The organism is Alistipes megaguti (assembly GCF_944320325.1).
GTDB lineage: Bacteria > Bacteroidota > Bacteroidia > Bacteroidales > Rikenellaceae > Alistipes > Alistipes megaguti.
Map to the genome: position 1 here is coordinate 20,723 of NZ_CALUHA010000005.1, position 14,248 is coordinate 34,970.

The 14,248-nt window shown below is 61.0% G+C and carries 13 protein-coding genes; 4 read left to right on the top strand and 9 right to left on the bottom strand.

The window, feature by feature from the left end:
• Positions 1-83 precede the first annotated feature (83 nt).
• The 4 genes from PUQ42_RS02260 to panC all read right to left on the bottom strand — a co-directional run bounded on the left by PUQ42_RS02260 (position 84) and on the right by panC (position 4,821).
• Positions 84-2,984 (bottom strand): M16 family metallopeptidase, encoded by a 2,901-nt coding sequence (locus PUQ42_RS02260; RefSeq protein WP_273370584.1) that lies wholly within the window; start codon positions 2,982-2,984, stop codon positions 84-86.
• A gap of 10 nt (positions 2,985-2,994) precedes the next feature.
• On the bottom strand, positions 2,995-3,507 hold the full coding sequence (locus tag PUQ42_RS02265; RefSeq protein ID WP_087403659.1) for a DUF456 domain-containing protein: 513 nt from the start codon (positions 3,505-3,507) through the stop codon (positions 2,995-2,997).
• Positions 3,508-3,625: 118 nt separating this feature from the next.
• Positions 3,626-3,985, bottom strand: a complete 360-nt coding sequence (panD, locus tag PUQ42_RS02270; RefSeq protein WP_087308857.1) for an aspartate 1-decarboxylase — start codon at positions 3,983-3,985, stop codon at positions 3,626-3,628.
• Positions 3,985-4,821: a pantoate--beta-alanine ligase gene (panC, locus tag PUQ42_RS02275; RefSeq protein WP_273370588.1), complete on the bottom strand. Its 837-nt coding sequence runs from the start codon at positions 4,819-4,821 to the stop codon at positions 3,985-3,987. Before panC ends, panD begins: the two co-directional genes overlap by 1 nt.
• 148 nt (positions 4,822-4,969) lie before the next feature.
• Between panC and PUQ42_RS02280 the strand changes: the two genes are divergently transcribed.
• Positions 4,970-6,997 (top strand): dipeptidyl-peptidase 3 family protein, encoded by a 2,028-nt coding sequence (locus tag PUQ42_RS02280; protein WP_420534943.1) that lies wholly within the window; start codon positions 4,970-4,972, stop codon positions 6,995-6,997.
• 221 nt (positions 6,998-7,218) lie between these two features.
• Here the strand turns inward: PUQ42_RS02280 and rd are convergent, their stop codons facing one another.
• The 4 genes from rd to PUQ42_RS02300 form a co-directional block, all read right to left on the bottom strand.
• A complete protein-coding gene (gene rd, locus PUQ42_RS02285; protein ID WP_087308860.1) occupies positions 7,219-7,383 on the bottom strand; it encodes a rubredoxin in 165 nt (54 codons plus the stop codon).
• Positions 7,384-7,443: 60 nt separating this feature from the next.
• Positions 7,444-8,124, bottom strand: a complete 681-nt coding sequence (locus PUQ42_RS02290; RefSeq protein ID WP_122119525.1) for a PH domain-containing protein — start codon at positions 8,122-8,124, stop codon at positions 7,444-7,446.
• Positions 8,125-8,242: 118 nt separating this feature from the next.
• Positions 8,243-9,091 carry an IspD/TarI family cytidylyltransferase gene (locus tag PUQ42_RS02295; RefSeq protein ID WP_273370591.1) on the bottom strand — a complete coding sequence of 283 codons (849 nt, stop codon included), beginning with the start codon at positions 9,089-9,091 and terminating at the stop codon, positions 8,243-8,245.
• 105 nt (positions 9,092-9,196) lie between these two features.
• A complete protein-coding gene (locus tag PUQ42_RS02300; protein ID WP_087308862.1) occupies positions 9,197-10,519 on the bottom strand; it encodes a peptidoglycan DD-metalloendopeptidase family protein in 1,323 nt (440 codons plus the stop codon).
• A gap of 241 nt (positions 10,520-10,760) precedes the next feature.
• On the opposite strand from PUQ42_RS02300, the gene lpxK reads away from it, so the two are divergent.
• From lpxK to PUQ42_RS02315, 3 genes are read left to right on the top strand one after another with little or no spacing between them, the layout of a single operon-like run.
• On the top strand, positions 10,761-11,804 hold the full coding sequence (gene lpxK, locus PUQ42_RS02305) for a tetraacyldisaccharide 4'-kinase (RefSeq protein WP_122119522.1): 1,044 nt from the start codon (positions 10,761-10,763) through the stop codon (positions 11,802-11,804).
• The gene (locus PUQ42_RS02310; RefSeq protein WP_087309067.1) at positions 11,788-12,597 is read left to right on the top strand and encodes a purine-nucleoside phosphorylase; all 810 of its coding nucleotides are present in this window, start codon (positions 11,788-11,790) and stop codon (positions 12,595-12,597) included. The genes lpxK and PUQ42_RS02310 overlap by 17 nt, the downstream gene beginning before the upstream one ends.
• A 4-nt stretch (positions 12,598-12,601) precedes the next feature.
• Complete coding sequence (locus tag PUQ42_RS02315) at positions 12,602-13,144, top strand: single-stranded DNA-binding protein (protein WP_087403652.1); 543 nt, start codon at positions 12,602-12,604, stop codon at positions 13,142-13,144.
• 277 nt (positions 13,145-13,421) lie between these two features.
• Here the strand turns inward: PUQ42_RS02315 and PUQ42_RS02320 are convergent, their stop codons facing one another.
• Positions 13,422-14,177, bottom strand: a complete 756-nt coding sequence (locus PUQ42_RS02320) for a LytR/AlgR family response regulator transcription factor (protein ID WP_122119520.1) — start codon at positions 14,175-14,177, stop codon at positions 13,422-13,424.
• Positions 14,178-14,248: the final 71 nt, after the last annotated feature.

The following is a 14,248-nucleotide window of genomic DNA, read 5'->3' on the forward strand; positions in this document are numbered from 1 at the left end:
CCGGAGGCTGCAGCCTTCGGGGATTTTCCGTAAGTTGGTGACGGAGCGGCTTGGTGCCGGCCGTCGGAATGATGCCCTGCGGATCAATATCCGAAGAGCTCCTCCTGCGAAACGGTGGTGATGGGGCCGAGCGTCTTGAGGAAGTTCAGGTCGAGATCCTGAATGTTGCCCAGAATGCCGTAGGTGTAGGGGCGATCCTTGACCCACTTCTGCTGGGCAGCCTTCACGTCGTCGAGCGTCATCGACTGCACCTTCTCGAAGATCTGCCGGTTGCGGTCCTCCGTAAGTCCCAGACGGCGCAGGGCAACGTAGGAGTTCAGCACATGGCCCCCCGTGGTGCGATCGGTGCGCAGACGGGTCAGGATGGCATCCTTGGCGATCTGGAAGGCGGCCTGCGATTCGGGCATCTGGTTGATGATCTCGTCGAAGGCCTCGATGGCGGTCTTCATCTTGTCGTTCTGCGTGGCGATGAAGGCGATGTAGTTGTAGCTCGCGTCGGCGAAAGCGGGCGTCGAGAGGAAAGCCTGGGCCGTGTAGGCCAGACCGCGGGCTTCGCGCATCTCCTGGAAGCAGATCGAGTTCATGCTGCCGCCGAAATATTCATTGTAGAGCGTGATCTCGGGATCGGTCTTCACGTCGAAGGCCTCGCCGCGGTTCGAGTACTGCAGGTAGTAGAGCTGGTTGGCATCGTACTGGGCCAGCACGACGCTGCTCTTGTCCGTACGCAGCATCTGCGCGTGGTTCTCCTCTAGAGGCTCGAGTACGTCGGCCGCCTTGTGGTAGTCGGCCAGACATTTTTTGGTGTCGGGCTCGGTCATCGGGCCGTAGTAGTGAATCTCGTGGCTCTTGTTCAACAGCTCCTGAACGCTGGCGATGAGTTCCTCCGAGCTGAGGGCCTGCAACTGTTCGTTGGTCAGCGTCGTGCGGCGGATGTACTCCTTGCCGTAGAACATGTAGCGCTGCAGGGCGGCGAAGTTCTTCGACTGGCTGAGTTTGGCGTCGGCGCGCGACTTGATCATGTCCTGCTTGAGGTTCTCGAGGATGGCCTCGTCGGCCTCGGCACCGGCGATCAGCCCCTCGACGATCTGTATGGCCTTGGGCATGTTTTCGCTCAGACCAGCGATCGTGATGGTGCTCAGGTTGCCGCCGGCGTACATCTTGAAGGAGCAGGCGATGTCGTACATCTCTGAGGCGATCTGCTCGGCCGACATGGCTTCGGTTCCGAGGTAGCTCAGGTAGTCGAAGGCCAGTCCGAGGGCGGGATCGTTCTCGGTTCCCTTGTTGAAGACATACTGCAGTTCGAAGATATCGTTCAACTCGTTCTTCTTGTAGAGGACGTGGATTCCCTCGCGCAGGTCGAACTGCGACATCTCCTTCTGATAGTCGACGAATACCGGCTCGATGGGCTTCACGGGGGTATTCTGGATCTCGGTCAGGAAGGCGCTCTGCTTGTCACGGTTCGTGACGATGGGGGTGATCTTCGGGGCGGCGATCTTCTGTACGCTCTTGTCCTCGCCCTCACGCTTGTAGACGATGGCATAGCTTTCGGGGCCGAGGTACTTGTTGGCCCAGTCGACGACGTCCTGCTTGGTGATCCGGGCCATGCGGTCGAGTTGTGCCACCTCGTCGGCCCAGTCGGTCCCGGCGATGAACGACTGTACGTACATGTCGGCGCGCGAGTCGTTGTTCTCAAAGGCGCGCATCATGTAGAGCTTGAAGTTGTTGATCGAGGCCTGGATGAGCTCCTCGTCGAAATCGCCCGAGCGGAGCTTGGCCACTTCGCCCAGCAGCAGGTCGCGGACCTCTTCGAGTGACTGTCCGGCCTTGGGGCTTCCGCCGAGCAGGAAGGAACTGTAGTCGGGCTGGCTCGAGTAGCCGCCGTAAGCGGAGAGGACCTTCTGCTGCTGGTTGAGATCCAGGTCGATCAGGCCGGCCTGTCCGTTGTTGAGAATGGCGCTGGCAATCTGGGCCACGTCGTTCGGGTCGGACGACGTGCCCGGCAGCCGCCAACCCATCAGGACGTTGGCCGCCTCCATCCCGTAGACCTCGCGCACGATGGGTTCCGTAATGGGCTCTTCGGGCTGGAACTCCAGCTTGGGCAGATTCTCGTTGGGCTGCATGTCGCCGAAGTACTTGTCGATGGTGGCGATCACCTCGTCGGGATTCAGATCACCCGACAGACAGATCGCCATGTTGTTCGGGACGTAGTAGGTCTTGTGGTAATTCTTGACGTTGGTGATCGAGGGGTTCTTCAGGTGCTCCTGCGTACCGAGCACGGTCTGCGTACCGTAGGGATGGTGGGGGAACAATGCGGCATCGAGCGCCTCCCAGACCTTGCGGTTATCCTTCGTCAGGGACATGTTCTTCTCCTCGTAGATGGTCTCCAGCTCGGTGTGGAAGCCGCGGATCACGGGGTTGCGGAAGCGGTCGGCCTCGATCTTTGCCCAGTTTTCGACCTCGTTCGAGGGGATATCCTCGACGTAGACGGTCATATCCTGCGACGTGTAGGCGTTGGTTCCGTTGGCGCCGATGGCGGCCATCAACTTGTCGTACTCGTTCGGGATGGCGAGTTTCGAGGCTTCGTAGCTGATCGAGTCGATGCGGCGGTAGATGGTCTCCCGTTCGACTTCGTCCTCGGTCTGGCGGTAGACCTCGAAGAGCTGTTCGATCTCGTCGAGCATCGGCTTCTCGGCGGCGTAGTCCGAGGTTCCGAAGTTGGGCGTGCCCTTGAACATGAGGTGTTCGAAGTAGTGGGCCAGACCGGTGGTTTCGGCGGGGTCGTTCTTGCCGCCGACGCGCACGGCGATGTAGGTCTGGATACGGGGCGTCTCCTTGTTGACGCTCATGTAGACCTTCAGACCGTTGGGGAGGGTGTAGATCCGGGTGTTCATCGGATCTCCTTCGACCGTTTCGTACTTGTACTTGCTGCACGACGCGGCGAGCAGCGTCAGGATGACGACGGTCAGAGCCAGTAGTTTTTTCATAATATTTGATTTAGAAAGCGTTAGCAACCCAGTTTCGCAGCGTGGGCCACGTGTCGACCAGGATATGGATGAAGATGCCGATCGAGGCGATGAGCTTCAGCCCGGTTCCGACGATGAACGAGAGGAACGACCCGCAGCCGACGACCAGTGCCTTGGCGAAGTCCCGGCGGTCGTTGATCAGCTCGCCGACGACGGCGCCGAGGAAGGGGCCGAGGATGATCCCGATGGGGGGCAGGAGGAAGAATCCGACAAAGATGCCGACCGTGGCGCCGATCGATCCGGCGCGCGAACCGCCGAAACGTTTGGTCATCCAGGCGGGGAGGAAGTAGTCGGCCGCGCTGACGGCCACGCAGACGGCGAGCCAGATCCAGATGGCGGCGGCCCCCATCTGCGACCAGGAGGTGAAGTAGGCGCAGAGCAGCCCCGCGTAGGAGAGGATGGTTCCCGGCAGGGCCGGGACGATACATCCGGCGATGCCCAGGATGGCCAGTACGAAGGCGCTTATCGACAAGGTAATATCCATGGTAGGAGGCGGGTAGTCCGATGGAGACAAAGATAGGACTAAAAATGGAAAAATCTCCCATTCGAGGGAGATTTTTCGAATTTTGGCGGCGCTGGAGTCCGTTTTGCCGTATGTCGGACTATTCGACGAGCCGGTTGGTTGCCGTGTCGGGGAAGATGACCCAGGGACGGAACTGCTTGGCATCCTCGAAATCCATCAGGGCGTAGGAGGCGATGATGATGATGTCGCCGACCTGTACGCGGCGGGCTGCGGCGCCGTTCAGGCAGATGCAGCCGCTGTTGCGGGGGCCCTTGATGATGTAGGTTTCGAATCGTTCGCCGTTGTTGTTGTCCATGATCTGGACCTTTTCACCCTCGATCATGTTGGCGGCCTCGAGCAGCGCCTCGTCGATGGTGATACTGCCCACGTAGTTGAGATCGGCCTGCGTGACCGTCACACGGTGGATCTTCGATTTGATGACTTCGATCTGGAATTTCATTATCGGATACGGATGTTGTCGATTAAACGGATATCACCGGCCTGTACGGCGATGCAGCCCTGAATGCGGTCGCAGTCGTTCCAGCTGTGGACCTCCTGCATCGTGCGGGCGTCGACCGACTGGTAGTAGATGACCTTGAGCAGGGGATTGCTCTCGACCTCATGCACGACCCACTCCTTGAGGGCCTGGGGGTCGAGCGTCTTCGACATCTCGACGGCCTTGCGGAGCGTGGCGTAGATATGGGGGGCCGCGGCGCGGTGGGGGGCATCGAGCAGCTGGTTGCGCGACGAGAGGGCCAGTCCGTCCTCACCGCGGACGATGGGGCACTCGACGATCTGAACGGGCAGACGGAGCTGCTCGACCATGGCGCGGATGACGGCGATCTGCTGGAAGTCCTTTTCGCCGAAGTAGGCGCGGGTCGGGCGTACGATGTCGAACAGGCGGCTGACGACCTGGGCCACGCCGTTGAAGTGTCCGGGACGCGTGGCGCCCTCCATGACCTTGTCGATCTGACCGAAATCGAACTGGCGGGTATCGGGTTCGGGGTAGATCTCCTCGACCGAGGGCATCAGGACGAAGTCGGCGCCTGCGTCGCGCAGCAGCGCCTCGTCGGCCTCCGGGGTGCGGGGGTAGTGTTTCAGATCGTTTTTGTCGTTGAACTGCGTGGGGTTGACGAAAACGCTGACGACAACGGTCTTGTTTTCACGCCGGGCTCGTTCGACCAGCGAGCGGTGACCTGCGTGGAGGGCACCCATCGTGGGAACGAATCCGATCCCGGACTGCTCCGTGCGATCGAGTTCGGCGCGAAGCTCTTTGACACTGGTAAATACTTTCATCTCTTTCGAATGAATGGTCTCACTCAGAAAATGAATTCGTTTCACTCTGAAACGGATTGCGGGGCAAAGGTAGAAATTCCCGCAGACATAACGAAGGAAAATTTCAAAAAATGCACTATCTTTGGCGGAAACTAACGCCATATAGCGCATGAAAAGGCTTTTTACCATTGCATCCATGACAGTTGTTCTACCCGTCATGACCTCGTGCGGCGACGCCTCGCAGAAGGCTGCCGCACCGTGGATCGTCGACCGTTTCGACGACATCAAGGTCATTCGTTATGAAGTTCCGGGCTTCGAGACGCTTCCGCTCGAGCAGAAGGAGCTGATCTACTACCTTTCGGAGGCGGCCAAGTGCGGTCGGGACATTCTCTTCGACCAGAACTGCGTGATGAACCTGCCGGTGCGGCGGACCCTCGAGGTGGTCTACGAGAACTACGCCGGTGACCGTACGACGCCCGAGTGGAAGGCGCTGGAGAAGTACCTCAAGAAAGTCTGGTTCGCCAACGGCATCCACCATCACTATTCGAACGACAAGTTCACGCCCGAATTCTCGGAGGGCTACCTGCTGGACGTCATCGAGACGATCCCCGAGGAGAAGTTCGGCGAGCTGAACGCTCTGCGGCGGGATGTCTGCCTGGCGATCTTCGATCCGTCGATGTATCCCACGCGGTTGAACCAGCGCGCGGGCGACGATCTGCTGCTCACCTCGTCGAGCAACTATTATAAGGGTGTTTCGCAGGCCGAGGCCGAGAGTTTCTACGCCGGGATGGCGGCGGCCGATGCCGCGGATCCCGAACCGGTCTCCTACGGTCTGAACAGCCAGCTGACGAAGGACGACGAGGGGAAACTCTTCGAGCGGACGTGGATGGTCGGCGGCATGTATTCGGCGGCCATCGAGCGGATCGTCTACTGGCTGGAGAAGGCCGAGGCCGTAGCCCGCGAGCCGCAGAAGTCGAACATCGCGGCGCTGATCGCCTACTACCGCACGGGTGACCTGAAGGAGTTCGACCGCTACAACATCGGCTGGGTGCGCGATACGGTTTCGAACGTCGATTTCGTCAACGGCTTCATCGAGACCTACGGCGACCCGCTGGGTTTCAAGGCGTCGTGGGAGGCCAACGTGAATTTCGTCGATTCGGCGGCCTGCCACCGCACGGAGGCCATCTCGTCGAACGCGCAGTGGTTCGAGGACCACTCGCCCGTTGATCCGCAGTACCGCAAGGCAAAGGTCAAGGGCGTCTCGGCCAAGGTCATTACGGTGGCGATGCTGGGTGGTGACTGCTACCCCGCGACGCCCATCGGTATCAACTTGCCGAATGCCGACTGGATCCGCAAGGAGTATGGCTCGAAATCCGTAACGATCGACAACATCACCTACGCCTACGACCAGGCGGCACACGGTAACGGCTTCAACGAGGAGTTCGTGCTGCGGGCCGAGGACCGCGAGCGGATGGACAAGTACGGCAAACTGGCCGACGACCTGCATACCGACCTGCACGAGTGCCTGGGCCACGGCTCGGGCCAGCTGGCACCGGGTGTGACGGGCTCCGAGCTGCGCAGCTACGGCTCGACGCTCGAGGAGGCGCGTGCCGATCTGTTCGGCCTCTACTACCTGGGCGATGAGAAGCTCGTCGAACTGGGGCTCGTTCCGTCGTTCGACGTGGCGAAGGCCGGTTATGCCAACTACGTGATGAATGGTCTGATGACGCAGCTGGCGCGCATCGAGCCGGGCAAGAACATCGAGGAGTCGCACATGCGCAACCGCAAGCTGATTTCGGAGTGGTGCTACGAGCACGGCAAGGCCGACAACGTGATCGAACTGGTCCGGCAGGACGGCAAGACCTACGTGGTGGTCAACGACTTCGGGAAGCTGCGCGCGCTCTTCGGCGAACTGCTCCGCGAGGTGCAGCGCATCAAGTCGGAGGGTGACTACGAAGCGGGCAGGGAGCTCGTCGAGCGCTACGGCGTGCAGGTCGATCCGACGCTTCACAACGAGGTGCTGGAGCGCTATGCGGCGCTGCACATCGAACCCTACGGCGGCTTCGTCAATCCCGAATACAAGCTGGTCGAGAAGGAGGGCAAGGTGGTCGACGTGAAGATCAGCTATCCGGCCAACTACGTGGAGCAGATGCTCAACTATTCGAAGAACTACTCCTTCCTGCCGAACGTCAACTGACCTTGGATTCGGACTCCGGGTCGTGGCGCATGATCCGGCAACGAACACATTGTGAGAGGGCAGACTTTGAGTCTGCCCTCTTTTTTTGTGGCGTTGTCGGGTTGCGGCATAGAGTCGGGACGGAGCTGCGGCCCCTCCCTGCAGAAATCCGGTGGCGGATGGCAAACAGAAGAGGCGCACCCCGACCGGGGATGCGCCTCTTCGCCTTGTGGCACGAGGAATTACTCGGCCACCTCTACGAACTGGTCCTTGCCGACGCCACAGACGGGGCAAACCCAATCTTCGGGAATCTCCTCAAAGGGGGTTCCGGGGGCGATGCCGCCATCGGGATCGCCGACTGCGGGGTCATATACCCAGTCGCAGACTTCACAACGATACTTTTTCATCTTTTTCTTCGTCTTTTTTTAGGGTGAATAAAGGTTTGATATGCAAATTGATTGCCGGAACTACTCCGGCTGTTTGTCCTGCGTGTCACCTTTGGCTCTTTCGATACAGCCGGCCGTTTCAGCTGCTCCGGCGACCCCGTTCCATGGCTTCAGGTCTCCGACCGTCTCGTTGCGGGCCTTCTCGTTTGCAGCCGCCGCGCCTCCCTCATCCTCCTCATCCTCCTCATCCTCCTCATCGAGCCGGTTCCCACCGGGGGGCATCAGCTCGGCGACGAGCCGGTCGGCCTCCGAGCAGGAGACATAGAGCCGATCTTCGTAGATGTCGGTGATCTCGACGAAGTTGCGCCATTCGGAGGCGTAGATCCGCACGCGGTCCAGGCGTCGCAGGTCGAGGAAGTGGCCGTAGTATCCGAAGAAACCGTACCCTCCGAAGATTGGGATGAGCCACTTCATGCGGCGGTTTTCGACGCGGCGCACCGAGGCGATTTCGTCGCGGCGGATCTCGGTGATGTCGAGCAGACAGCGGATCTCGACGCGGTCGTCCATGACGACGATCTTTCGCGGGATCGAGAGGGCCATCAGGGCAATCAGTGCGACGATGAACGAAGTGAACCATGCCGAGAGATATCCGCCCTCGTAGAGGTGGTAGAGGGCCCATCCGAGCAGTACGAATACGATCAGATAGACGATCGAAACGTAGATCGTATGGCGGGAGAATCGGTATTTGTAGATGCTTTGCATCGCTTTTCTGCGGCTCTAATTTCTGCGGTTCTAAACGGGATTCGAACGGAGTGCGTCGTCGGTTTATTGTCTTTTTTGGGGGGGCTGCTGTTTGTCTGCGTGGGTGTATCGTGGCCGTTTATGTCCGGAGGTGAGGATCGCTCCTGTCGACCTCTCCTGTCGGAGCCTTACCCCTTGTCGGATCGTCCGCCTCCTCCCCGTGCTGTGTCGACCCCTCCCTGCGTTGGGCCTCTTCCTCTTCGCGGGCGGAGAGCAGCGCTTCGGCGATGATGAAATCCTCGGGGGTGGTGAGCTTGAGATTCGAGCGTTCGCCCCGGGCCAGCGAAACGGGATATCCGGCGGCCTCCACCACCGAGGCATCGTCGGTGAACTCCCGCCGGTAGGATTGCGCGTAGGCTTCTCGCAGCAGCCAGCTGCGGAAGATCTGCGGGGTCTGGACGATGCGCAACCGGCTGCGATCCAGGGGATGTGATCGGGGATCCTCCGAGTTGCTGTTGGCGTTGGCCGGACTGGTCGGATTCGTTGCCGTTTCGGCGGCTTCTACCTCCCGGAACGAATCAGCCGGCTCCACGACGGGTATGGCGGCACCGTACCGGAGGGCGGTCTGGGCCACGCGGCGGATCATCTCCACCGATCCCAGAGGGCGTACGCCATCCTGTACGGCGATCAGATCGGGATCGCTCCGCAGGGCGGAGAGTCCGCAGCGCACCGAGTCGAACCGTTCCGCGCCACCGGCCACAACCTGGTGGCGGGCCACTTCGAAGCGGGCTGCGAAATCCTTCCAGAAGGCGATGTGGCTCTCGGGGAGGACGACGACGATCTCCGCTCCGGGCCACGCGGCGGCGAAGTTGCCGATCGTGCGGGCCAGTACGGGCTGTCCGCCCAGCAGCCGGAACTGCTTGGGAATGGAGCCGCCCATGCGGCGGCCGCTTCCTCCGGCTACGATAATGACTCCGATGCGTTCCATGGGAAGTGTCTCTTTTGGCTGCGAAATGGTTATGGATTGCGGATGTTTTCTGCCGGCGATGGCTTGCGGCCGGGCCGACTGTTCGGAATTTTCCGGTTCGGGGTGTTATTTTTCGCTCTTCTTCTCTTCGGTGGCGGGAGCGGCGGAGACTGCCGTTGCGGCTGGCAGCTGCAGCGAATCGAGCTGCGTGATGCGCTCCTCGGGTTTTACGTCGCCGTTGAGTTCGGCGATGATGCGGTCACGGACGAACTCGAAGAGGGCGCGGTTCTCCTTCGAGATGGGCTCGGCGGGCTCCGAGGGGATCTTCAGCGGATCGATCGGCGTGCCGTTTTTCCAGATGCGGTAGTCGAGGTGGGGCCCCGTCGAGGCGCCCGTCGAACCGACGTATCCGATCAACTGTCCCTGCGAGACGCGTGAACCCTTCGAGATGCCCTTGGCAAAGCGGCTCAGGTGGAGATACCCGGTCTGCAGGTTGCCGGCATGCTTGATCTTGAGGGTGTTTCCGCCACCGCCGCCCCAGCCCTTGAAGATCACCACGCCGTCGGCCACAGCATGTACGGGCGTACCCTTCGGCGCGGCGTAGTCGACGCCGGTGTGCGGACGGTAGACCTTATAAATAGGGTGCTTGCGGGCGTAGGTGAAGCGCGAACTGATGCGCGAATACTTGAGCGGGGCCTTGAGCAGCTGTTTGCGCAGGCTTCCGCCGTCGGCCTCCCAGTACTGGATCTTGCCGCCCTGGCGGAACGGAATGGCATAGAACTCCTTGCCGCTCTGGGTGAACTTGGCGCCCCAGATACGTCCGATGCCGGCCGAGACCGTATCGTCGATGAATCGTTCGTCGTAGATGACCGTGAAGCTGTCGCCCTTCTGGATGCCGAAGAAATCGACCGTCCACTGGTAGATATCCTCCAGATCGGCGGCCAGGGCGTAGGGGAGGTTCTGCTCCATGATGGCACCCCAGAGCGAGGAGTTGATCACGGCGCTCTTCTTCGTACGGCGCAGGGTGTACTGCTTGCAGTCCTTGCGCACCGAGACGGAGTCGTTGTCGTGGAATCCGAAGACGACGTAGTCGGTGACCGAAGTCTCGTAGACGAGCCAGTCGAGGTGCGGGGCGTAGAGCGAGTCTTCGTGGATGAAGGCCGTGTATTTGTGTCCGGCGCGGATGTTCCGCAGGGGGAAGACCTCCCTGGAGGCCTTGTCCAGGCGGTCGACCACCAGCGCCGAGATGCCGTATCGGTTGAGGATGCCGCCCATGGTTTCGCCGTTGCCGACCTCACCGGTTTCGGTGCGATAGTCGTCGACGTTGATACCGTAGAGAAGGTTTTCGGGGGCTTCGGGCTCCGCCTCCCCGGTATTGGCCGACTGGCGGCCGCAGGCTGTGGCCCCGACCAGGAGCAGGGCACAGAGGAGTGTTTTCAGATTCTTCATAATCGAAGCAAAGATAGTAAAAAAAACGGTACGGGAGTCGCCGTTTCGACCGCTTTTCGGGTCGCTTCGCCGAAAAACCGTTTGCCGGATTCATACAAACGGGTTGCGGAGGGGTTTTGGTATCCGGAGCGGCGGGCTCGACCCGTATTTGGGTGGGTGAAGCCAGAATTGCGGCTCCGGGTTTGGCGATCCGGAGAATAATTGTTATCTTTGAAGGTTGTCTGTTCAAACCGGTAGAAAGATGCTCAAAAGCCTGCTCGCACCTGCAGCCTTCCTCTATAAAATGGGGGTGACCCTGCGTCACCGCCTCTTCGACTGGGGCATCCTCAAGAGCGAGAAGTTCGACATCCCGATCATCTGCATCGGCAACATCACCGTGGGCGGCACGGGCAAGACCCCGATGGCCGAGATGCTGATCGCCTACATGTCGCAGATGCACCGCGTGGCGCTGTTGTCGCGGGGCTACGGCCGCCGTACGCGGGGCTACCTCGAGGTGCAGTGCGATTCACACTACCGCGACGTGGGGGACGAACCCCTGCAGATCAAGCTGAAGTTTCCCGATACGCTGGTGGTGGTGTGCGAGAAGCGGGCCGACGCCATCCGCCGCATCCGGACCGAACACCCCGAGGTGGATCTGATCATCATGGACGACGGCTTCCAGCACCGTTACGTGGAGCCGAAGATCAACGTGGTGATGATCGACGCCACGCGACCGGTCCAGCACGACCGGATGCTGCCCGCGGGGACGCTGCGCGACCTTCCGGAGGAGCTGCACCGCGCCCACTATTTCATCGTCACGAAGTGCCCCGAACACATGGCGCCGATCGACCGTCGGATTCTGCGCAAGGTGCTGATTCAGGTGGCCTACCAGCGGGTCTATTTCACGCGTTTCGAGAGCTTCATGCCCCAGCCGCTCTACACGGAGGATGCCGATCCGGAGCCGCTGGCTCATGGCCGCGAGGTGATCGCTCTGTCGGGGATCGGCAACCCGGGACCCTTCGTGCGGTCGCTGCGCGAACGCTACCGAGTGGTCGAGGAGATGACGCTCGACGACCACCACATCTACCGCGTGCGGGACATGCACGCGCTGCAGGCGCTGCTTGCGAAGCATCCCGGGGCGGTGATCGTCACCACCGAGAAGGATGCCGTGAAGATGACCAACCGGGCGAAGGTTCCCGCCGAAGTTCGCCGGGCGCTCTACTACCAACCGATCAATATTTCATTCATAGAGGATTCGGCAACGGATTTTCTGCAAAAACTGGAACAAGATGTTAGAGGAAATTAAGAAAACCGCAGCCTTCATCAAGGCACATACGGAGGGTTTCACCCCCGAAGTGGGCATTGTCCTGGGTACGGGTCTGGGCGGCTTCGCCGACACGATCGACACGGCCTGGACGCTCGAATACAAGGATATCCCGGGCTTCCCGGTCTCGACGGTCGAGGGGCACAAGGGACGATTGATCTTCGGTGAGGTCGAGGGTCGCCGGGTGGTGGCCATGCAGGGCCGCTTCCACTACTACGAGGGCTACACGATGCAGCAGGTGACCTTCCCGATCCGGGTGATGCAGCAGCTGGGCATCCGCTGGCTTTTCGTGTCGAACGCCTCGGGGGGCATCAACCCGACGTTCCGCGTGGGTGACCTGATGGTCATCACGGACCACATCAACCTGCTGCCCAATCCGCTCATCGGACGCAATCTGGACGAACTGGGCCCCCGCTTCCCGGACATGCACAACTGCTACGACCGCGAACTGGTGGCCGCGGCGACGCGCATTGCCGAGGAGGAGCACATCAAACTGCAGTACGGCGTCTATGTGGGCGGTACGGGCCCGACGTTTGAGACGCAGGCCGAGTACCGCTTCTATAAGGCCATCGGGGGCGATGCGGCGGGCATGTCGACCGTCCCGGAGGTAATCGTGGCACGACATATGTCGATTCCGGTCTTCGGGGTTTCGGTGATTACGAACTGCGGCCTTTCGGACGAAGTGGGCGACCACGAGGATGTGCAGCTTCAGGGTCGGAAGGCCGGCGCGAGGATGGAGCTGCTGTTTAAACGCATGATCAAAAATCTGAAATAAGAAGATGGTAAACAAGGTAATCCTGATCGGCAACGTGGGCATGGACCCCGAGGTGCGCACGCTGGAGGGCGGCGCAAAGGTGGCCCGTATCCGCCTGGCCACGACCGAGCGGCTCTATGACCGTCAGTCGAACGAGACGAAGGAGCACACCGAATGGCATACGATCACGCTGTGGCGGGGTCTGGCCGATGTGGTGGACCGCTACGTGCGCAAGGGCTCACAGATCTATATCGAGGGGCGTCTGCGCACGCGCGAATGGATGGACAAGGACAACAACAAACGCTATACGACGGAGATTCTGGCCGACGTGATGAATCTGCTGGGTCGTCGTTCGGACAATCCGGCGACCGACAACTCCCAGACGGGCTACCAGCAGGGCGGCTACCAGCAAGGGGGGTATCAGCAGGGCGGCTCGCATCAGGCGGGCGCCTCGACGGGCGGATATTCGCAACCGGCCTCTTCGGGCGCTTCCTACCAGCAGCCGCAGCCGGCCGCAGCCTCGACGCCGGCTGCTCCGGCCGATGATCCGGACGATCTGCCGTTCTGATCGGCCGGCCGTGATCCGCAAATCAGCACCCCCGGGCCCTTTCGGTCCGGGGGTGCTTTCGTGTGTGGAGGCAGATCCGTGGAGAGGACGGGAGCTGTCGACGGCGATAGAAACGGTGCAGAGTCCGATGCCGGGGCCGGATTTTGTGCCCGTTGCTGCCGGGCCCGGGGCCTTGTGATCTGCTGTTGCCGGGGTCGGGATTCTGTGCCTGTTGTTGCCGGGGCCCGGGGCCTGTCCCTGCTGTTGTAGGGGGCGTGTTATCGGGTTGCGGGGCGCGTCAGCGGTTGAGCCACTGGCGGAACTCCTGCACGCGGTCGGTGCTGACCAGCGCCTCCTCCCCTTCGGGCAGCGGAGGCTGGAGCACCACCTTGATGCGGCTTCCCGAGTAGCGGACCATCTCGCGGATCGACTCGAAGGAGATGATCAGGCGGCGGTTGATGCGGAAGAAATACCGGGGCGAGAGCTTTTCGCCCACCTCGGTGAGCGTACGGTCGAGGAGGTAGTCCTTGCCGTCATGTGTCACCAGATGGAGGTACTTTCCGTCGGCCATGAAGTAGGCGATCTCGGCGGTGGTTACCGAGCGCATCCGGGCCCCGATCTGGACGAGGAAACGCTCCTGCCAGGCCTCCTCGGGCGCCGAGGCCGGATCGGAGCTGCCGGCCGTCGGGCCTGCGCCGACGCGTGCCAGCAACCCGAGCTTGTCGATGGCGCGTCGGAGATCCTCGCGGCCGAAGGGCTTGAGCAGGTAGTCGATCCCCTTGTTTTCGAAGGCTCGCATGGCATAGGTGTCGTAGGCGGTGATGAAGATCACCGGGACGTTGACCGGTGTGCGGCGGAAGATGTCGAATCCGTTGCCGTCGCCCAGATGGATGTCCATGAAGAGCAGGTCGTGGTCGATGCGGGGCAGCAACTCCACGGCTTCGGCCACCGAGGAGGCCGTAGCGACAATTTCGATATGCGGGGCAACTTCGGAGAGCGTATTGCGCAGTTCGGCAACCGACAGGGGCTCGTCTTCGATGATGATGGCTTTCATGGGACGTAAAATTACAAAAAAAAGAGTCCGGAGCAAAAACCGGACTCTTTTTCGTGTCGGGACCGCACCGA

What these genes read in the sequence shown, in the direction of transcription:
- PUQ42_RS02260 (WP_273370584.1), bottom strand. Translation starts at nt 2,984, where the DNA reads ATGAAAAAACTACTGGCTCTGACCGTCGTCATCCTGACGCTGCTCGCC.
- PUQ42_RS02265 (WP_087403659.1), bottom strand. Translation starts at nt 3,507, where the DNA reads ATGGATATTACCTTGTCGATAAGCGCCTTCGTACTGGCCATCCTGGGC.
- panD (WP_087308857.1), bottom strand. Translation starts at nt 3,985, where the DNA reads ATGAAATTCCAGATCGAAGTCATCAAATCGAAGATCCACCGTGTGACG.
- panC (WP_273370588.1), bottom strand. Translation starts at nt 4,821, where the DNA reads ATGAAAGTATTTACCAGTGTCAAAGAGCTTCGCGCCGAACTCGATCGC.
- PUQ42_RS02280 (WP_420534943.1), top strand. Translation starts at nt 4,970, where the DNA reads ATGAAAAGGCTTTTTACCATTGCATCCATGACAGTTGTTCTACCCGTC.
- rd (WP_087308860.1), bottom strand. Translation starts at nt 7,383, where the DNA reads ATGAAAAAGTATCGTTGTGAAGTCTGCGACTGGGTATATGACCCCGCA.
- PUQ42_RS02290 (WP_122119525.1), bottom strand. Translation starts at nt 8,124, where the DNA reads ATGCAAAGCATCTACAAATACCGATTCTCCCGCCATACGATCTACGTT.
- PUQ42_RS02295 (WP_273370591.1), bottom strand. Translation starts at nt 9,091, where the DNA reads ATGGAACGCATCGGAGTCATTATCGTAGCCGGAGGAAGCGGCCGCCGC.
- PUQ42_RS02300 (WP_087308862.1), bottom strand. Translation starts at nt 10,519, where the DNA reads ATGAAGAATCTGAAAACACTCCTCTGTGCCCTGCTCCTGGTCGGGGCC.
- lpxK (WP_122119522.1), top strand. Translation starts at nt 10,761, where the DNA reads ATGCTCAAAAGCCTGCTCGCACCTGCAGCCTTCCTCTATAAAATGGGG.
- PUQ42_RS02310 (WP_087309067.1), top strand. Translation starts at nt 11,788, where the DNA reads ATGTTAGAGGAAATTAAGAAAACCGCAGCCTTCATCAAGGCACATACG.
- PUQ42_RS02315 (WP_087403652.1), top strand. Translation starts at nt 12,602, where the DNA reads ATGGTAAACAAGGTAATCCTGATCGGCAACGTGGGCATGGACCCCGAG.
- PUQ42_RS02320 (WP_122119520.1), bottom strand. Translation starts at nt 14,177, where the DNA reads ATGAAAGCCATCATCATCGAAGACGAGCCCCTGTCGGTTGCCGAACTG.